The 19,370-nt window shown below is 53.5% G+C and carries 17 protein-coding genes; 3 read left to right on the top strand and 14 right to left on the bottom strand.

Going from position 1 to position 19,370, the window contains the following annotated elements:
* Positions 1–3: 3 nt before the first annotated feature.
* The 7 genes from O1V65_RS22385 to xerD form a co-directional block, all read right to left on the bottom strand.
* A complete protein-coding gene (locus O1V65_RS22385) occupies positions 4–1,791 on the bottom strand; it encodes a GMC family oxidoreductase (protein WP_017492105.1) in 1,788 nt (595 codons plus the stop codon).
* A 2-nt stretch (positions 1,792–1,793) separates the two neighbouring features.
* On the bottom strand, positions 1,794–2,534 hold the full coding sequence (locus O1V65_RS22380; protein WP_026110552.1) for a gluconate 2-dehydrogenase subunit 3 family protein: 741 nt from the start codon (positions 2,532–2,534) through the stop codon (positions 1,794–1,796).
* Between the two features lie 330 nt (positions 2,535–2,864).
* Positions 2,865–4,397, bottom strand: coding sequence for a lysine--tRNA ligase (gene lysS / locus O1V65_RS22375; protein ID WP_017492107.1), 1,533 nt, complete (start codon positions 4,395–4,397; stop codon positions 2,865–2,867).
* Between the two features lie 9 nt (positions 4,398–4,406).
* Positions 4,407–5,505 (bottom strand): peptide chain release factor 2 gene (prfB, locus tag O1V65_RS22370; RefSeq protein WP_269130048.1). Its coding sequence is split into 2 segments (ribosomal slippage): positions 4,407–5,429 and positions 5,431–5,505, totalling 1,098 coding nucleotides; the frame shifts between segments, so codons are not numbered across the junction.
* 127 nt (positions 5,506–5,632) lie between these two features.
* Positions 5,633–7,366, bottom strand: coding sequence for a single-stranded-DNA-specific exonuclease RecJ (recJ, locus tag O1V65_RS22365; protein ID WP_026110554.1), 1,734 nt, complete (start codon positions 7,364–7,366; stop codon positions 5,633–5,635).
* Positions 7,367–7,428: 62 nt separating this feature from the next.
* A complete protein-coding gene (gene dsbC, locus O1V65_RS22360) occupies positions 7,429–8,136 on the bottom strand; it encodes a bifunctional protein-disulfide isomerase/oxidoreductase DsbC (RefSeq protein ID WP_017492110.1) in 708 nt (235 codons plus the stop codon).
* 26 nt (positions 8,137–8,162) lie between these two features.
* Positions 8,163–9,044 (bottom strand): site-specific tyrosine recombinase XerD, encoded by an 882-nt coding sequence (xerD, locus tag O1V65_RS22355; protein WP_038328043.1) that lies wholly within the window; start codon positions 9,042–9,044, stop codon positions 8,163–8,165.
* 156 nt (positions 9,045–9,200) lie between these two features.
* Between xerD and fldB the strand changes: the two genes are divergently transcribed.
* Positions 9,201–9,719 carry a flavodoxin FldB gene (fldB, locus tag O1V65_RS22350; RefSeq protein WP_017492112.1) on the top strand — a complete coding sequence of 173 codons (519 nt, stop codon included), beginning with the start codon at positions 9,201–9,203 and terminating at the stop codon, positions 9,717–9,719.
* 21 nt (positions 9,720–9,740) lie between these two features.
* On the opposite strand, the gene O1V65_RS22345 is transcribed toward fldB, so the two are convergent.
* Entirely contained in the window at positions 9,741–10,208 is a 468-nt protein-coding gene (locus tag O1V65_RS22345; RefSeq protein WP_038328038.1) for a protein YgfX, read from the bottom strand.
* Positions 10,189–10,455: an FAD assembly factor SdhE gene (gene sdhE / locus O1V65_RS22340; protein WP_017492114.1), complete on the bottom strand. Its 267-nt coding sequence runs from the start codon at positions 10,453–10,455 to the stop codon at positions 10,189–10,191. The genes O1V65_RS22345 and sdhE overlap by 20 nt, the downstream gene beginning before the upstream one ends.
* Positions 10,456–10,732: 277 nt before the next feature.
* On the opposite strand from sdhE, the gene ygfZ reads away from it, so the two are divergent.
* The gene (gene ygfZ / locus O1V65_RS22335; RefSeq protein WP_017491354.1) at positions 10,733–11,725 is read left to right on the top strand and encodes a tRNA-modifying protein YgfZ; all 993 of its coding nucleotides are present in this window, start codon (positions 10,733–10,735) and stop codon (positions 11,723–11,725) included.
* Positions 11,726–11,836: 111 nt separating this feature from the next.
* Here ygfZ and O1V65_RS22330 read toward each other — a convergent pair whose 3' ends face one another.
* Complete coding sequence (locus tag O1V65_RS22330; RefSeq protein WP_269130047.1) at positions 11,837–14,266, bottom strand: M60 family metallopeptidase; 2,430 nt, start codon at positions 14,264–14,266, stop codon at positions 11,837–11,839.
* A gap of 215 nt (positions 14,267–14,481) precedes the next feature.
* Positions 14,482–15,129, bottom strand: a complete 648-nt coding sequence (gene trhA, locus O1V65_RS22325; protein WP_269130046.1) for a PAQR family membrane homeostasis protein TrhA — start codon at positions 15,127–15,129, stop codon at positions 14,482–14,484.
* 314 nt (positions 15,130–15,443) lie between these two features.
* Here trhA and O1V65_RS22320 point away from each other — a divergent pair, with 314 nt between their 5' ends.
* Entirely contained in the window at positions 15,444–16,052 is a 609-nt protein-coding gene (locus O1V65_RS22320; protein WP_017491351.1) for an HD domain-containing protein, read from the top strand.
* Positions 16,053–16,135: 83 nt separating this feature from the next.
* On the opposite strand, the gene O1V65_RS22315 is transcribed toward O1V65_RS22320, so the two are convergent.
* Genes O1V65_RS22315 through O1V65_RS22305 form a run of 3 tightly spaced genes read right to left on the bottom strand, consistent with a single transcriptional unit; the run spans position 16,136 to position 19,369 of the window.
* Positions 16,136–17,443 carry an ABC transporter substrate-binding protein gene (locus O1V65_RS22315; protein ID WP_084912851.1) on the bottom strand — a complete coding sequence of 436 codons (1,308 nt, stop codon included), beginning with the start codon at positions 17,441–17,443 and terminating at the stop codon, positions 16,136–16,138.
* On the bottom strand, positions 17,436–18,542 hold the full coding sequence (locus tag O1V65_RS22310; RefSeq protein ID WP_017491349.1) for an ABC transporter ATP-binding protein: 1,107 nt from the start codon (positions 18,540–18,542) through the stop codon (positions 17,436–17,438). Before O1V65_RS22310 ends, O1V65_RS22315 begins: the two co-directional genes overlap by 8 nt.
* Complete coding sequence (locus tag O1V65_RS22305) at positions 18,542–19,369, bottom strand: phosphodiesterase (protein ID WP_017491348.1); 828 nt, start codon at positions 19,367–19,369, stop codon at positions 18,542–18,544. Before O1V65_RS22305 ends, O1V65_RS22310 begins: the two co-directional genes overlap by 1 nt.
* Between the last annotated feature and the right edge of the window lies 1 nt (position 19,370).

Here is a 19,370-nt window from a genome sequence, read left to right as displayed (position 1 = left end):
TCCTTATGCCTGTACCAATGGGCCTGGGTTTTTCAGATAGGTCTCGCGAATCGCTTTGGCAGACCAGTAGGTTAACGCAGCGACCATACCGGTCGGGTTGTAGCCCAGACCTTGCGGGAATGCGGATGCGCCCGGTACGAAGACGTTGTGCACGTCCCAGCTTTGCAGGTAACGGTTGATTGCACTGGTTTTTGGGTCTTCACCCATAATCGCGCCGCCGTTCATGTGCGTGGTCTGATAAACGGTAGTGTCGAAATGCGAATTGGCATTTTTTGGCGCGCCGGTGATCAGTTTCGGGTTCATCGCTACGGCGATTTTGTGCATCTTGTCGTACATGAACTGCGACATCTTCACGTCGTTATCCTGCCAGTCAAAGGTCATACGCAGCAGAGGCTGGCCGTACACGTCTTTGTAGGTCGGATCGAGGTCAAGATAGTTCGCGCGGTAAGACTGATGCGCACCGTGAGCATCCATCGACACGTTATGGGTGTAAGCGTCAGCCACTGCGGCCTTCCACTTGCTGCCCCAGTTTGGCGTGCCCGGAGGCGTTGGCAGACCTGAAATAGGCTTGGAACCGGCCTGGTTAACCCAGAACGGCGAGCCGCCGACGAAGCCGTATTTGGCGTGGTCGAAGTTGTCGGCGTTAAAATCATCAACGCCTACACCCGCACCACCGGCACCGATGAAGGTGTTGGTGAACTTGTCGGTATCGAAGAAGGTTTTGATGGTAGTCAGGTTCTGATAGGCAAAGTTACGGCCTACCACGCCTTCATTAGTCACCGGGTCGTACGGCTTGCCGATGCCGGAAAGCAGCATCAGGTGCACGTTGTGGAACTGGAAGGCAGAGAGAATAACCAGGTCCGCCGGTTGCTCAACCTGTTGACCCAGCGCGTCAACGTAGGTCACGCCGGTCGCACGTTTTTTGTCATCGGTCAGATTAACGCGCAGTACGTAAGCGTTATTGCGCAGTTCAAACTTCGACTCCTGACGCAGAGACGGCAGGATATTAACGTTCGGCGATGCCTTGGAATACATGTAGCAGGCGTAACCACTGCAATAACCGCAGAAGTTGCACGGGCCCATCTGCGCGCCGTAGGTATTGGTGTACGGACCAGAGGTGTTGGCAGAAGGCAGGTCGTAAGGGTGATACCCCACGGACTCCGCCGCCTGAGCAAACAGCTGGGCAGAATAGGTACGTTTTTGCGCCGGAAGCGGAAATTTATCGGAGCGGTCAGGCGCAAACGGGTTACCTTTCCCTTGCGCGCCAGGTTGCTGCTGACCTTTGATAGTCCAGGGTGAACCTGAGGTCCCAAAGACTTTCTCGGCCTTGTCGAAGAATGGCTCTAACTCGTTATAGTTAACCCCGAAATCCTGAATGGTCATGCCTTCTGGAATAAACTTCTTACCATATCGTTCTTCATAGTGGCTGCGCATATTCAGCTCGATAGGATCGACGCGGAAATGCACCCCAGACCAGTGCAGACCTGCACCGCCTGTACCGGTCCCAGGCAGGAACGCGTTTAGCTGGCGATAAGGCATCGCGGTTTGCGTCATGTTATGACGAATAGTCACGGTGCTTTTTGACAGGTCCTGGAACAGCTTTTTACGAATGTTGTAGGTCAGCTCATCGACAACCTGCGGGTAGGCACCGTCTGGATAGGTGTCGCGGCTTGGACCACGTTCAAGCGCAACCACGCTCAAACCCGCTTCGGTCAGTTCTTTGGCCATAATGGAGCCAGCCCAACCAAAACCGACGATCACTGCATCAACTTTATTCATTGTTTTAGACATACTTACGCTCTTTCACCACTGATAGACACCGGCGGGAACGGATAACGTTCGCCGCGTTCAACCCAGTCCATAAAGTCGGCACGGGCACCGGGGAAACCGATAAGCTTCCAGCCAACCATCTGGTGATTGCCACCGTGGATTGGGTCGCTGAAGAAGCCTTCGCGGGTGTTTTGCAGCAGGAAGGAGAAGAATGTCTTGCTCGGAACCTGTTTGAACTCGGCCTTGCCGCTCTCAAATTCCATCAGCAGGGATTCTTGCTGATCTGTCGTCAGCTCACTGAATACCTTACCGAATTTTGCTTTGGCGTAGTCGTTGGCGTCGCTGATTCCCAATTGATAAATGGCAAAAGGTCCTAGCGGAAGCTGATAACCGAAGTCGTGCTCGGCTTCAGGGTGGAATGGCCCCTGCATGTACCAGTTGGCACCGGTAGCGTAAGGCGTGTCCATCTGGCGGTCGATGAACTCTGGCACGCCGGCTTCCAGCGCACCCGGACCACGATCGTCAGCGGGGATCAAACGCGCGACGGCAGCCTGCAGGAACGCATACTCTTCGGCGGTAAATTTAGTGGGATGATAATCAGGTGCCTTAACGGCAGATGACGCCTCAGACGGTTTCTGTTCGCTTGCCTGAGCAGGCGTGGTCATTGCGATGAAACCGGTTCCATTTAAAGCCACGGCAGGTGCGATTGCGATGGTTTTGAGAAGGAAGTCTCTACGGGAGTTTCCAGAATTTTTCAGCGACATAGCAGGTGTTGTTATAACCAGAATGTTGGGGGGTTTGTTATACGCCTGTTACAGACGTTATAAGTTGTTAATTTCTTCCTCGCATATAAGGAAGAATATGTAAAAATTTTACCACAATGTTAATGAGTGTAATTGGCTATTGGTGCCAATAAATGTTTCTACTTGTAAAATTACAGTTAACGAATTGAGCAGTATCGAAATATTTTTGGGTGTTTTTTAATCAGGAATTTGGAGCATCGAGAAAGAGGCTTAAGAGTTAATCAGAGGGATAGGCGGGATAACGAGGTGCTAAAAAGCTCCCTCCCCCTTGCAGAGGAGGGAAGCGTTCGGTTATTTCTGTGGGCGCATGGCTGGGAACAGAATAACGTCGCGGATGGTGTGGCTGTTGGTGAACAGCATAACCATACGGTCGATACCGATGCCGAGGCCGGCAGTTGGCGGCATACCGTGTTCCAGCGCGGTCACGTAGTCTTCGTCGTAGAACATCGCTTCGTCATCGCCGGCGTCTTTCGCAGTAACCTGGTCAGCAAAGCGCTGCGCCTGGTCTTCTGCGTCATTCAGCTCGGAGAAGCCGTTACCGATTTCACGTCCACCGATGAAGAACTCGAAGCGGTCGGTCACTTCTGGGTTTTCGTCGTTACGGCGTGCCAGCGGAGAAACCTCAGCCGGGTATTCGGTGATGAAGGTCGGCTGGATCAGCTGGCTTTCAGCGGTCTCTTCGAAGATTTCACAGACAACGCGGCCCAGACCCCAGCTCTTCTCAATTTTGATACCCAGAGATTCTGCAATAGCGGTCGCCTTGGCCATGTCAGCCAAATCTTCTACCTTGGTCTCTGGACGGTATTTGAGGATAGCTTCGGTCATGGTCAGCTTGGTAAATGGCTTACCGAAGTCGAAGGTCTGATCGCCATACTGCACTACGCTGCTGCCCAGAATGGTTTCAGTCAACGTGCGGAACAGGGACTCGGTCAGCACGATCAGGTCACGGTAGTCCGCGTACGCCATGTAGAGTTCCATCATGGTGAACTCTGGGTTGTGACGCGGAGAAACGCCTTCGTTACGGAAGTTACGGTTGATCTCGAATACGCGGTCGAAACCACCCACAACCAGACGCTTCAGGTACAGCTCTGGTGCGATACGCAGGTACATGTCGATGTCCAGCGCATTGTGGTGGGTGATGAACGGACGCGCAGACGCACCGCCAGGAATAACCTGCATCATCGGCGTTTCTACTTCCATAAAGTCCTGCTCAACCATGAACTTGCGAATACCAGCCATGATTTGTGAACGGATTTTGAAAGTATTGCGCGACTCGTCGTTAGCGATCAGGTCGAGGTAACGCTGACGATAACGGGTTTCCTGATCGGCCAGGCCGTGGAACTTGTCTGGCAACGGACGCAGTGCTTTAGTCAGCAGACGCAGTTCGGTAACGTGGATAGACAGTTCGCCGGTCTTGGTTTTGAACAGCTTGCCGCGAGCGCCGAGGATGTCGCCCAGGTCCCACTTCTTGAACTCTTCGTTGTACTGACCTTCTTGCAGGTCGTCACGCGCAACGTACAGCTGAATGCGGCCGCCCACGTCCTGCAGGGTCACGAATGAAGCTTTCCCCATGATACGACGGGTCATCATACGGCCACCCACGGTGACTTCGACGTTTAACGCTTCCAGCTCTTCGTTTTCTTTATCGCCGTAGGCGGCGTGCAGTGCATCGGAAACGCTATCACGACGGAAATCGTTCGGGAAAGCGATGCCTTTCTCACGCAAAAGGGCCAGCTTCTCACGACGCGCTTTCAGCTCGTTGTTAAGTTCCTGCGCGCTTTCTGCGCCCTGTGGCTGCTGCCCAGATGGTTGTTGCTCAGACATTTCGGTTCCTTATAACCCGGCTTTCAAACTGGCTTCGATGAATTTATCCAGGTCGCCATCTAATACGGCCTGTGTATTGCGTGTTTCAACGCCTGTGCGCAAATCTTTAATACGGGAGTCATCCAGAACGTATGAACGGATCTGGCTGCCCCAACCGATATCAGACTTGTTGTCTTCAGCTTGTTGTTTATCAGCATTTTTCTTTTGCATCTCAAACTCATAAAGCTTCGCTTTCAGCTGCTTCATGGCCTGATCCTTGTTCTTATGCTGTGAACGGTCGTTCTGACACTGCACCACGATGTTGGTTGGCATGTGGGTAATACGTACCGCAGATTCGGTTTTGTTGACGTGCTGACCACCGGCACCGGAGGCGCGGTAAACGTCGATACGCAAATCTGCAGGGTTGATTTCGATGTCAATATCGTCGTCAACTTCTGGGTAAACGAATACCGAACTGAATGAAGTGTGGCGACGGCCACCGGAGTCAAACGGGCTCTTGCGCACCAGGCGGTGAACGCCGGTTTCAGTACGCAGCCAGCCGTAGGCATAGTCACCGATGATTTTGATGGTGGCAGACTTGGTGCCCGCGACGTCGCCGTCGGACTCTTCAATGATTTCGGTTTTGAAGCCTTTGGCATCAGCCCAGCGCAGGAACATACGCAGCAGCATGCTGGCCCAGTCCTGAGCCTCGGTGCCGCCCGAGCCTGCCTGAATGTCAAGGTAGCAGTCGGCGCTGTCATATTCGCCGGAGAACATGCGGCGGAATTCAAGCTGGTCCAGCTTGCCCATCAGCACGTCGAGTTCGGCTACAGCTTCGTTGAAAGTCTCTTCATCGTCGGCTTCAACCGCCAGTTCAAGCAGACCGGTAACGTCTTCACACCCCTGGGTCAGCTGATCGATGGTATCAACAATGGCTTCCAGCGCCGAGCGCTCTTTACCCAGCGCCTGCGCGCGCTCAGGTTCGTTCCAAACGTCCGGCTGTTCCAGCTCGGCGTTAACTTCTTCTAGGCGTTCTTTCTTGGCATCATAGTCAAAGATACCCCCTAAGAACCGCGGCCCTGTCGGCCAAGTCCTGAATGCGGTTTTTTACCGGATTAATTTCAAACATGATTTTTTTTCGCGTCTTACGTTAGGTCGGGTATGGCACAGCGCCATTCGAACCGCATATTCTAAAGGAAATAGCGGTCGGTTTATAGCAAGTTGGCGCATTTTCTAACGCAGAATTGAGGCCCGCGTTAGCGCGGCCACAAATGCTGAATCATCAACTGAACGTTACGATTACCGCGATACTCATTGATATCGAGCTTATAAGCGAGCTGAACCTCGCGCACGCTGGAGTCTGGCCACACCGTCGGGTCGATGTTAAACGCGATCCCGTCAAGCAGTGGCCCCCCGCCGAGCGGCTCAATCATCACCTTCAAATGTCTGTCTTTTAAAAGCTTTTGCTGCAAGATACGGAAGGTGCCGTCGAAGACTGGCTCCGGGAACGCCTGTCCCCATGGGCCACCGTCGCGCAGCATCTCAGCGGTTTCGATGGACATCTGCTGGGCAGAAAGTTCGCCGTCCGACCACACCACGCCCTCGAGGTGTGAAGGATCCAGCCATTCCCCCACCAGCTCGGCAAAACGGTCGCGGAATTGATCAAACTTGCTCTCTTCCAGCGACAGGCCTGCGGCCATCGCGTGTCCGCCAAATTTCATCATCAGGCCGGGATTAAGCGTATCAAGACGCTCCAGGGCGTCACGCATGTGCAGCCCGCTGATAGAGCGGCCGGAGCCTTTCAGCACGCCGTCGCCCGCGGGTGCAAAGGCGATAACCGGGCGATTGAAACGCTCCTTCAGCCGCGAGGCCAGAATGCCAACCACGCCCTGATGCCACTCTGGGTGATACATCGCCAGCCCAAAAGGCAGATTTTCGCCGCTGGTTTCAAGCTTCTCGCACAGTGCAAGCGCCTCAACCTGCATGCCCTGCTCGATTTCACGACGCGTCAGATTCAGCGTATCGAGGTCACTGGCCAGCGCGCGCGCCTGTGCCATGTCCTCGCTGAGCAGCAGCGCAACCCCGATTGACATATCGTCGAGACGCCCGGCGGCGTTGAGTCGCGGACCCAGTGCAAAACCGAGATCGCTGGCGGTCAGCTGACGAGCATCGCGCCCGGCGACCTCGAGAAGCGCACGCACGCCCGGACGACACTTACCGGCACGAATGCGGTTAAGCCCCTGATAAACCAAGATACGATTATTGGTGTCCAGCGGAACGACGTCGGCGACGGTACCAAGCGCCACCAGATCCAACCATTCGGCCAGATTAGGCATCGCCAGCCCGCGCTGCTCAAACCATCCGCTTTCACGGAGTTTGCTGCGCAGCGCAAGCATCAGATAAAAGGCCACGCCAACGCCCGCCAAAGATTTGGAGGGGAACGCACAACCGTGAAGATTCGGGTTAATAATCGCTTCGGCCGCAGGCAACGTCTCACCGGGTAAGTGGTGATCGGTGATGAGAACCTGAATGCCCCTTTCGTGCGCCAGCTCAACGCCCGCGTGCGACGAAATACCGTTATCAACCGTGAGAATTAGTTGAGCACCGCGCGCCGCTGCCTGCTCAACCACCTCAGGGCTCAGGCCATAGCCGTCTTCAAAACGGTTCGGCACCAGATATTTGACGCTGTCGTAGCCCATGCTGCGCAGTGACAGCACGGTCAGCGCGGTGCTGGTTGCCCCATCGGCATCAAAATCGCCGACAATCATGATTTGCAGGCGTTCAGACAAGGCCGTTTGCAGCAGATTCACGGCGGCATCGATGCCATCGAGCTGTTTGTAGTCGAGTAAACCACGCACGCCGCGCTCAAGTTCTTGACTCTCTTTCACACCGCGCAGGGCGTAGAGGCGGCGTAGCAAAGGGGCAAGGTCGGCAGGTAAATCTGCGCCCTCATCCCCTTCACGACGGCGAAGCTGGGTCTTAACTGTCACGAAAATCAACCACCTATATTTTTTGAACGAGCTGATTCTCTCTCGGCTCGCCCGTTAATGTCTTATGCCTTGATGCCAAGCATAGCCGCCATGGATTCCGGCGGCTGATAGCCTGGCACCAGCGTACCGTCTTCCAGCACTACAGCCGGCGTACCGGTTACGCCCATTTGCTGGCCCAGTTCAAACTGTCTGGCGATATCGACCTTGCTGTCAGCGGTTTTGGCAATCGGCGAAACCTTCTCACCTCGTATCGCTTCGTCCAGCGCTTTCTTACGATCGGCAGTATTCCAGATTGACTGCATCTGTTTGCCCGTTTCCGAGTCAACGCCGGCGCGCGGGTAAGCAAGATAACGAACGGTAATCCCCAGATCGTTATAGCCTTTTATCTGCTGGTGCAGTTTATGACAGTAGCCGCAGGTAATGTCGGTGAACACGGTTATCACGCGCTGCTCTTTAGCCGCCTTGTAGATGATCATCTCGTTTTGCATCGCGTTCAGCTTGTTGACCAGAGGCTGATTGCTGAGATTCACCGGGCGCTCGCCGCTGACGTCATAGAGTGGACCCTGCAGCACATATTTGCCATCTTCGCTGACATAAATCACGCCCTTTGGCGTGGTTACCGTTTTTAATCCTTTGACAGGAGAGGCCTTTACTTCAGGATTTTCGAGGCCGATTTTGTTAAGGGTAGCCTTCAGAGAAGCCTCCTCGGCGTGCGCGACATTGGCCAGTCCCGAGGTTACCAGGGTCAGCACCAGTAGAGTTTTTTTCATCGTTACGTCCTTTGTTCTCCCCCGGTTCACGCACGAGGGTGATGTTGTTGATGTAGCTGCTTTAAACGCTCCGTTGCTACATGGGTGTAAATCTGAGTGGTTGACAGGTCGCTATGACCTAGAAGCATCTGTACGACACGCAAGTCTGCCCCGTGGTTCAATAGATGGGTAGCAAAGGCGTGGCGTAAAACGTGAGGCGAGAGTCTGTCGGCGTCAATACCGGCAAGTACGGCGTAGTGTTTGATACGATGCCAAAACGTCTGGCGCGTCATTTTTTGACCACGACTGCTGGGGAACACGATATCCAATGATTGTCCGTTAAGCATCCACGGCCTGCCGTGCTCGAGATAATTTTCAAGCCAGTACACCGCTTCTTCACCCAGCGGAACCAGTCGTTCTTTGTCACCTTTACCTATAACTCGCACCACTCCCTGACGCAGACTGATGTCGCTCAACGTCAAACCCACAAGCTCGGAAACGCGGAGGCCAGTAGCATACAGGAGCTCGAGCATAGACTTATCTCTTAGTTCCAGAGGAATTTCTGTACTGGGCGCGGCAAGCAGCGACTCAACCTGGGCCTCACTGAGGTCTTTTGGTAAGCGTTGCGGGAGTTTAGGAGAAGAAAGTAGCGCGGTCGGGTCGTCTTCGCGCAGCGATTCGCGGTTCAAATATTGGAAAAAACGTCGCATCGCGCTCAGTAAACGTGCCGAACTGGTTGCCTTGTACCCGCCTTCAACGCGTTCGGCCAAAAAGGACTGTAGCTCAAACGACTTGACCCGAAGCAGGTCTGTTTGACTATGTTCAAGCCAACCCAGCAAAGACTTCAGATCCAGACGATAAGAAGCCAGGGTATTTTCGGCAAGGTTTCTCTCAAGCCACAGCGCGTCGAGAAACTGTTCGACCAACATCTGGCCATCGTCTGATTTGGGCACTTCTACTCCTTTTATCCTGCAGACAGGATTTGGCTTAAGGTCAGGGTTATACCCGCGCATTATGCCTTAAACGGAGACAATTCTGGTACACTCAACGCCATTCAATAATTTTTACCGACAGTGGCAGCAAGAATGAAGATTGGTCTTTTCTACGGTTCAAGCACCTGTTACACCGAGATGGCGGCGGAAAAAATCCGTGAAATTCTGGGTGAAGACCTGGTGGATCTGCACAATTTAAAAGATGTCGAGCCTTCGCGGATGGAGGATTACGAGATTCTGATCCTCGGCATCCCGACCTGGGACTTTGGCGAAATTCAGGAAGACTGGGAAGCCGTCTGGGAGCAACTCGCTACCCTAAACCTGCGTGGGAAAATTGTTGCCATGTACGGAATGGGCGACCAGCTAGGTTACGGCGAATGGTTCCTCGACGCTCTCGGTATGCTGTATGACCGACTGCTGCCGCTCGGCGTGCAGTTCATTGGCTTCTGGCCAACCGAAGGCTTCGAATTCACCAGCCCAAAACCGCTTAGCGCCGACGGCAAGCATTTTGTCGGGCTGGCGCTCGATGAGGTTAATCAGTTCGAGCTAAGCGAAGATCGCCTTCAGCAGTGGTGCGATCAAATCTTGCTCGAAATGGATGCGCTGCTGTAATCCGTGTCCCCGCCGTGCTCTTTACAGCGGGTGGTGATTATTATTGGCCGGTGCCGCGTCGCGCTTGCCGGTCAATAATATCTGCCGCAGATGCCGCCACTCCTCCTGACTCATGCTGTCAGAAGCCAGCCAAAGTTTGTGTTTCTTGCCGCGCAGCGCCTGACGCCAGCCATGGCCGGTGCGTTCACGCCTCAGCGAGAGCAGTATACCGCTGTCTATCATCCAGACCGGCTGCTTAATTTTCCATTCCTGTTTACGCCACAGCAGTCTGTCCTGAGCAAGAAGGCTGATTTCACCCTGGCGCGCACTGATGCGCCGCTGGCTGCGTATTGACTGAGAGACCACAATAATTAGCAGTATCAGCCAAATCATCCAGTCGTCGGGCGGCCAGGGAGCCAGAAGAATCAGCAGAATAAGAATGCCATGCACCGCCAGCGAAAACAGCTGACTGCGCCATGACACCCTTAAATCACATTGCCACAGGGCCACGTTGTTTATTTCGTGTCTGAATCAGGTTAACCATGCGCTTCAACTCGAGATCGTTCGGCTCGCCGTAGTTCATCAGCCAGTTAAAAAGGTCTGGGTCGTCACATTCAAGCAGTCGGGCGAACTGCTGCTTGTCTTCATCACTTAGGGTGTCGAACTCATATTCAAAGAACGGCAGGATGGCAAGGTCCAGCTCTTTCATGCCGCGACGACAGGCCCAGTGGATGCGGGGTTTGTTGTTTATATCCATTGTGCGGGTATCCATTTAAGCAGAAGCGTTATTTTTTATGATGCGGAGCTGATTCTAGCAGCCTGACGAGTTCTGGCGTAACTATTCAGTGTAACGATGTCACAGGAAGTTCATTTTTGGGTAACGTGCCGCAAAAAACCTCGCAGCATCGGTAACAACTAAGCAATCGATGCGAGACATCCTCTAAAGAGTATGAATAAGTGTTTTCAAAGCGGTTCGGCTCTTTTACCATGCCTGTATACCTCCCTACATCAGCAGCTTTGGATTAGGACATATCATGACGTACAAGTATCCGTTTCCTCCGCAAAAGCCTTCATCATCATCCCACCTTCCGCTGACCATTATCTCGCTGGAAGACTGGGCGCTGGTAACGCTGACCGGAGCCGACACGATTAAGTATTTGCAGGGGCAAGTCACCACCGACGTCGAAAAACTCGCGCCGGAACAGCACGTGCTTTGTGCCCACTGTGATGCTAAAGGCAAAATGTGGAGCAACATGCGTCTGTTTGAACGCGGCGACGGCATGGCGTTTATCGAACGCCGCAACCTGCGTGACAACCAGCTCACCGAGATGAAGAAGTACGCGGTGTTTTCTAAAATTACCTTCACCGCCGACGACGACGTCGTGCTGCTCGGCGTCGCCGGTTTTCAGGCTAGCGCAGCGCTGAAAGGTATTTTTGCCACGCTGCCAGACGCCGCAACGCCGGTCGTTCAGCAAGACGAAACCACTCTGCTGTACCTGTCTCTGCCAGCGGACCGCTATCTGGTGGTCACCAGCCCTGAGAAGGCGCAGCAGCTGACGCTAGAGATGGGTGAACAGGCGCAGTTGAACGACAGCCAACAGTGGCTGGCGCTGGATATCGAAGCCGGTTTCCCGATTATTGATAGTGCCAACAGCGTGCAGTTCATCCCACAGGCCACCAACATTCAGGCCCTTGAAGGCATCAGCTTCACTAAAGGCTGCTACGCCGGTCAAGAAATGGTGGCGCGCGCCAAGTATCGTGGCGCAAATAAGCGTGCGCTCTACTGGCTAGCAGGTAAAGGCAGCAAAGTGCCCGCCGCCGGTGATGACCTCGAGTTACAGCTGGGTGAAAACTGGCGTCGTACCGGTACGGTGCTGGCGGCGATTCAGCTCAACGACGGCGCGGTATGGGTTCAGGCGGTGCTGAATAACGATCTGGAAGCCGACAGCCTGCTGCGCGTGCGTGATGACGCAGGGAGCGCCCTGCGCATTCAGCCGCTGCCTTACTCTCTGGAAGAAGCCAAGTAATTCTGGCAGCTCCCCGTGTAATAGAAGTCAAAAAGCCAGCGGCGGCCAACAGGGAAATCCCTCTTGCCCGCCGCTGTCGATGATTACTTTACGCCTGTAATCTAAGGCGGGTTATTTGCATATGCCGTGCATGCTCGATGAACCGACCTCACGCCAAACGGCCCAGGTCCCTCCCGCTCCAGGTAAGTCGCCCTGCGTCCACCATCCATTCAGCCATTCTTTGCCCTGATAAGAGACTTTCACACAGGGAAGTTTATAAGTGGTCGAACGCTCCCATGCCGGGGTTGAACTTACGGCCGCAGGCTGTTGAGTCATGCTCACCGTGCGCGTGTCATATGCGCCTACCGTGTCGGTGACCGTGACCTCAAAGCCATAGAGCGTTTTCTGCTTCACGGCAGCAAGCTGAGCCGTCGCCTGTATCGTATTGCCCCCATTGAGCGATACCGTTGGGCCAGCCACCTGTTTCCATTTATAGCGCAGTGCATCACCGTCAGGATCATAGCTTCCAGAGGCTGAGAGGGTAATCTTCCCTGCCCCTGTCAGTATTGCCGGGTTTACCGAAGCTTTCGCAATCGGTGCCGCATTGTCTGGCTTATCGCTGTCGGTCTGTTCAATCTTCAGCACAAAGTTATCGAAATGGACATCAGATATCTGCCCGCTAACCTTGGTCGCTTGAACCTGTAAGGTCAGAGAGGTACTGTCCGCCGGTAACACCATCACTAATTTATTATCAAGCCAGCGATTACGCGGGTGTTTGGTATCGAGATCTTTGGCCTCAAGCGTATTGCCCTGCGCGTCGCGTGCAATTAGCGTCACCTTGCCATAATCGCCGTCACCCCATCCGTTGCTCTTAAAGGTCAGGATTACTGAAGATTTTCCCTGGCTCACCTTATCTTTGTCCAGCGCGATGCTTTGACTCATCAGATCCTGACGGTCGTTGCCGGCAGCGCTGTCGCTGAGACGAGCGGTGAAGAAATATTTTCCTTCTGCGGCTTTAATCCCGTCCTGAGTCGTAATCACTCGGAACTGGCCCTTATCAAGATGCCAGGCGGACAGATCGCCGCTTTCCGCGCCCGCATTACGCAAGGTGTCGGAGAGGGGTATTTCTACGCTCTGCGAAAGGTCATAACGTACGTCGCTGTCGCGGTTTTCCCATATCGGCACCTCCAGCTTTTTCAGGGCCAGTCCATTCACGTTTTGACGGGTTGCTTGCGTTAGCGGCAGTCCCCATTTTTCAAAGAACGGGATCAGGTTGTACCCACTCACACGACTGGTCTCCAGAATAAAGCGCTGAACTTTTTGGGCGCTGTCATCAGGCTGCTGATTTTTCGGAATTTCGCGGTAGAGCTTGCCAAGCCGAGCATAAAAGTCTTTGCCAAAGGTGAGATCCAGTTGCCAGAGCATGGCGACCTTAGCATACTGGCTGTTGAGATTATGGTAATCCCGACTGGATTGATTGAGATATGGGAACACTTGCTCGTCCCAGTGTTTGTCTTTTTCCAAACGCGGATTGATGCCAAGCTCGCGCTCCACGTAAAGTGAAGTCAGATTAACCACCACCTCCGTCATGTTATCCGGCTTGCTCGAGCTACCCCAGTCCATCGGGATCATCTGGAACTGATGGCCCAATTCATGCCATGGCCCCCAGCCATTGCCGCCAGCCAGATTTTTATTATTAACGACATAACCTAGATGCCCCTCAGCGCAGGCCATCAGACGCCAGGTGGTCGAATTCAGAACCCCGCCGCATCTGTCATTATTGATAACGCCAGGCAGTGATAATCCATCGAGCCAGTGAAAACGGTGAAGAATACGCTGATGAGGGCTGTTGATATTTTCGCTGGTGAGTCCGTACTGATTTTCAGCCAGCGTCACAATTTTATCCCAGCTTTTAAGAGCCGATTCTGGGCCTTCCGAGCCGATATTTTTCATCGCGGCGGCGCGGCGCAGGGTGATCAGTACACGATTACTTTTTAATTCGACGTAAGGAATATCATCGAATTTTCTCAGCATTTGTTGATAGTCCTGCGCGCTGTGTTCAGCCAATACAAAACGCGCAAAGGGCTTCCCTCCGCTGCGAATATTCACCTTGATATCACCGGCGATCGGCGCGTTAAAACTGGCGATATACAGAATACCGCTCCTGTTTGAAACGAGGATATTCTCCCCCTTTCTCAAGGGCTGCCTGTAGGCATGCGCGAATTTCCTGGTTCTGTCATCCGGCGTGTCGACAAAAAATTCAGGCGCTGGCGTTATTGCACTCCCCTGATAATCGAGGTTAATCACTACCGCCTCGCCACGCTCAACCCAAAAACCGGTTGATTGCAAAGGTGACTGATCGTACCAACGGTATTGTTTCTCTACGATTTCAGGCTTACCGGGCTGCTCTAAAATGAATATACGAGGCGGGTCAATGGAAGCGCGGGCCGCAGCTGTTTGCTCTGAAAGTTGAGCGGGAAGAATTTCGTTCGCCGTGGCCGAATAAGCAAAAAATAGTGATAAAGCCAGTGCAGAATATTTAAACAAAGTCCGTTTAGGCATAGCATCCTCGTTATATTTACATTTTGTAATAAATAGAGGGCTAATATAGACGAGTCGAGGCCGAGAATATTCCCAGGCAACGCGGGAATTATTGTCAGGTAAGTGAGAAAACGGCCCAGCGCGTCGGGGAGTTTCCCTGGCATCTGGGCAGATAGCGAAGAAAATATGAACAACGCCCGTATTCCAGGGCGTTGTTACGAGGCAAAGAATTTTGTTTAACGCACGTAGTAATAAATAGCCAGGAAGTGGCAGAAACAGCCACCCAGTACAAAACCGTGCCAGATAGCGTGCCCAAAGCGAATTCGCTTGGAAGCATAGAAAATTACGCCCAGCGTATAAATGATGCCCCCGGCCGCCAGCAGAACCACGCCGCCGTGCGAAAGCTTCATCGCCAGCTGGTAAATCACTATCAGCGACAACCAGCCCATCGTCAGGTAAATCACCAGCGATAACACTTCAAAACGGTGGGCAAAAGCCAGTTTAAACAGCACGCCGAATGCGGCAATGGACCAGATGACGACCATCAGTCCTTTCGCCAGCGGGGAGTCCAACCCCACCAGCAGGAACGGTGTATAGGTTCCTGCAATCAATAAATAAATAGCGCAATGGTCGAGTTTTTTTAGCCAGTATTTGGCTTTCTCATGTGCAATGGCGTGGTAGAGCGTGGATGCTGAAAACAGCAGTATCATGCTGCCGCCGTACAAACTGTAGCTGGTGATTGCCATCGCCCCTGCGTTAGCGCTAACCGCCTGCATCAGCAAAAGCACCAGGCCAACGATGCCGAAAACCATGCCAATACCGTGGCTGAGGCTGTTGGCGAGTTCTTCAGCCCGCGGATAAACCTGTGGTGAAACTTTACCCATACGTTGATTCCCTTAAGACCAGAAAACAAACCATTAAAGCGCAACGGCACTGTATCCAAGATTGATTCCAGTGTACACGTGTAAGCTTAAATATTGTATAAAGCGATGTAAACGCTACTCAACAATCTTTACATATTGTGCGGTAAGGCTATTTATCTCAGCTTAAAAAATTTTTATGACGATTGGGTTATGAATAGTGGGTGAAAGCATGATTTTTTTGCTTTTAGGCTTTATCGTAGGAGCTTAAATGCATTGAATATGCAAGATTCAAGGATTTTTCTGAAACAGCCGTCTCTAATGACTAAGGTGTAATTATGTCCGTAGCCTCCCCGGCACTTAATTTCGGCCCGATGACCGAGGTTTTTCAATTTCTTATGGAAATCGATAAATTGAAAAGCGTGCAACGCCGTACCAAAGTACTGGGTACGCAGCGTCAGGAAAACTCGGCGGAGCACAGCTGGCATTTTGCAGTTGCGGCCATGAGTCTGGCGCCATTTGCCGGAAAAGACGTTGATATACAAAAAGTTATTCGTATGGCATTACTGCACGATATCGTCGAGATCGACGCCGGTGACGTCCTGGTCTATGACCTTGCCGCGCGTGAAGCGGTCCACGCTAAAGAGGTTGAGGCGGCCGATCGCCTGTTTGGTATGCTGCCTGCGCCACTGAGCCAGCAGTTCAGAGATTTGTGGAATGAATATGAAGCCGGTGAAACGCCCGAAGCGCGTTTTGCGCTGCTCATCGACCGCATTCTGCCGGTGGTAATGAACCTTAATAATCAGGGCCAGAGCTGGGTAGAAAACAACATCCGTCTTGAGCAGGTCCTGTCTCGCAACGCCTTTATCAGTGAAATCAATCCACTGCTGTGGGAACACCTGCTGGTGCATCTGAACCATGCCCACGAACAGGGCTGGCTGAAGTAATTACTTAATAATGCCGCAACTAAATTAAGTTTTATTAAATAGCACTCCCAGACTCTACCACTTCCGGGAGTGCAATGAGTTTTTTATTTAGGAACGCTTAACGCCGTCTGCTCGTTGTAAGGCTTCATGATGGCATCGGCCTGCTTCTGCGCTTCAGCGGCAGCGGCTTCCGGCGTCAGCTTGGCGTCGTTCATCAAAGCACCCAGCTGATTCTCCATCGCCTGACGCACGGCGACCGTTTCATAGGTTGCATACCACGGCATCGCAAACTTGAGCTGGTCAAGCGCTATCGCCGCGCGCGGATCCTTGGCAAGGTAATCCTTCATCTCCGGCGTATCATAAGACGCCATACGCGGCGAGAAATAGCCGGTAAACCGACTCCAGCTGCCGTTCACTTTCGGGCTCACCAGATATTGCAGGAAGGTAAAGGCCGCTTTTTTCTGTTCGTCGGAAATCCCCTTAAAGCTGACCAGGCTTGCTCCGCCAATGGTCACGGCGTTACGCACCTCTTTCGGCATCATCGCCACGCCCAGCTCAAAGTCTTTGGTGTTTTCACGCATAAAGCCTAGTGCGCCAGTACTCAGCATCGCCATGCCCAGTTTTCCCGAGAAGAAGGCGGCGCTAATCTGCTTCGAGTTCAGCACACCGGCTGGCATCACTTTGTCGCGATAAACCAGATTCTGCCAGAAGCGCAGCGCACCAATGGTGGACGGCTGGTTGTAATAGACTTCGCCCGGATAGTCGGCGTTGAAGTAGTTGCCGCCGTTGGCGCGAGTCAGTGCAGAGAGGATCCAGGCACCGTAGTCATCGTTGGTTGAGGGCAGCATTACGCCCCACTGCCCTTTCGATTCGTCGGTCAGCTTTTTGGCATCCGCCAAAAGTTCGGCCCAGTCGACCGGTGGATGGTCGATACCGGCCTTCTTAAACATATCTTTATTGTAATAAAGGATAGGCGTCGAGTTATGGAACGGAATCGCGTAGGTCACGCCGTTAACCTGTGCATTCTGACGCATCGCGGGCCAGAAGTTTTCACTCAGGAATGGCGTTGCCTTTTGGTTGCCGTATTTAAACAGCTCATCCATCGGCAGGATTTCATTTTTAATCGCCAGATCGGCGGTGAAGTTGGCAGACATAATGACCAAGGCCGGTGGTTCACCGGATTTCGCGGCCGCCTCGGCTTTCACCTTGGTAGTGTCGTAGTTGCCGGTGAAGATGCCGCGCACCTCAACGTCATTCTGCGACTGGTTGAACTCCTTGATGACCCGCGTCATCTCCATCGTCAGTTTGCCGTCGACCGGCGCGGGGAACATGAAATCAATACTCTGTTTTGCTGATACGGCGCACGCAGTCATCATGGTGACTGCTAAGGTGAGCGCCTGGATATTACGCATTCTGACTCTCCCGGTGTAAGTTTTGCTGGTTTTGACCTGAAAAAAGATGAATGTCGTGCAAGGAAAAACTCAGGCTGACCTGCTGATTGGCCTGGGGGGCATTACCACGGTTTTCACGCAGGTAGCGCAGGGCGCCCAATGGTGACTGCGCGTGGTTGAGATAGTCCGCCCCCAGCAGTTCGCAGTAAGTCAATGACGCCTCGAGATGAAGGCGTTCGCCCGGATTGCCCGGGTCCCGATAGGCCGAACTGTCGTCGATGTGTTCAGGTCTGATGCCCAAATAAACCTCGGTCAGCTGGCGTGCATGCGCGGTATCGGGCAGATTGACGGCCTGATTGCCGACCATCACCACGCCGTCGCGGCAGGGAAGTTTGAAAATGTTCATCGCTGGCGTGCCGATGAATCCGGCCACAAACAGGTTTGCAGGATGCGCGTACAGTGTCTGCGGTGCGCCAATCTGCTGCAGATGCCCCTTGTTGAGCACCGCAATGCGATCGGCCATGGTCATCGCTTCCATCTGATCGTGGGTGACATAGACCGTGCTGGTTTTCAGCTGCTGGTGCAGCGTCATGATGCCGTCGCGCACCTCGGTTCTCAGCCGCGCATCGAGATTCGACAGCGGCTCATCCATCAGAAACAGCTTAGGGTCACGCACGATCGCCCGCGCCATCGCCACGCGCTGCCGCTGACCGCCCGAAAGCTTGCCCGGCTTGCGGTTAAGCAGTTCGCCGAGCTGCAAGAGGTCCGCCACGCGGTCGACCCGCGCCCGGTGCTTTGACTTAGGCTCGTTGCGCATGCGCATGCCGAAGGTAATGTTCTGTTCCACCGTCATGTGCGGGAAGAGGGCGTAATTCTGGAAGATCATCGAGAAGTTACGCTCACGCGGTTCCAGCGCCGTGATGTCAGTTCCCGCCTGTAAAATCCGCCCCTCGGTAACCTGCTCCAGGCCGGCCAACAGGCGCAGCAGCGTACTCTTCCCACAGCCTGAAGGCCCAACCAGCACCAGAAACTCGCCGTCGGCTATTTCGAGCGACAGATTATTGACCGCCATGCTGCCTTCAAACTGCTTGCTGATATTTTCCAGACGGAGACTCGACATTATTTTTCATCCACCGGGCAGCTGATATTGGCATCGTAAAGATAGGGTCCTGGATACTGTGAAAGCGGATGCAGATAGCTGACCAAACCGGTGTTATCGACCAGGCGGTGCATCAGGCAGGCCGCTGGCTCGAGGTTGTAATAGGGGGCAGGGTTCTCGTGATAGTAGGGAACCTGATGGACGGTACCGGGAATGGTGGTGATAATCGCCTGACGATACTGGGTAAAGATCAAACGATGGGTATGGCCACAGAATATGCGGCACAGCGAAGGAAAGCGTTCGATCAGTGCCAGCAGTTGGTCACCGTTCTCGCAGGCAATACGGTCCATCTGCGCCGAGCCGAGCTTCATCGGTGGATGGTGCATAAATACCGCCGTCGGTTTGTCGCCGCCCTGCTCCAGCTGGGCCTCAAGCCAAGACAAGGTTTCCAGCGTCAACCAGCCCTTCGACTCGCCGGGTACGCTGGTGTCGATAAACAGCAGGCGCATGTCAAAATCATCGACCGCATAGTGCATATTCTGCGGGTCAGTCCCCAGCAGCGGACACAGCGGGCCCATGGATTCCAGGAACTGCGCTTTGTCGTCGTGATTGCCGGGAATAATGTACAGCGGATAGTGCAAATTGCTCAACGTACGTCGTGCAACCTGATATTCGGAGGCTAAACCGCAGTTAACGATATCTCCGGTGATGATTACCGCGTCGGGACGTTCTTCCAGCGCATTAAGCTGGCTCACCACCTCGGCGTTGCAGGCGTTAACGTCGATAAAGTCATACAGCTTGCGGCCGTGGCTGCGAAAATGCATGTCGGAAATTTGTGCTAAAAACATG

The organism is Rouxiella badensis, from assembly GCF_026967515.2.
GTDB classification, from domain to species: Bacteria; Pseudomonadota; Gammaproteobacteria; order Enterobacterales; family Enterobacteriaceae; genus Rouxiella; species Rouxiella badensis.
This window is presented reverse-complemented; position numbering and strand designations above follow the sequence as displayed.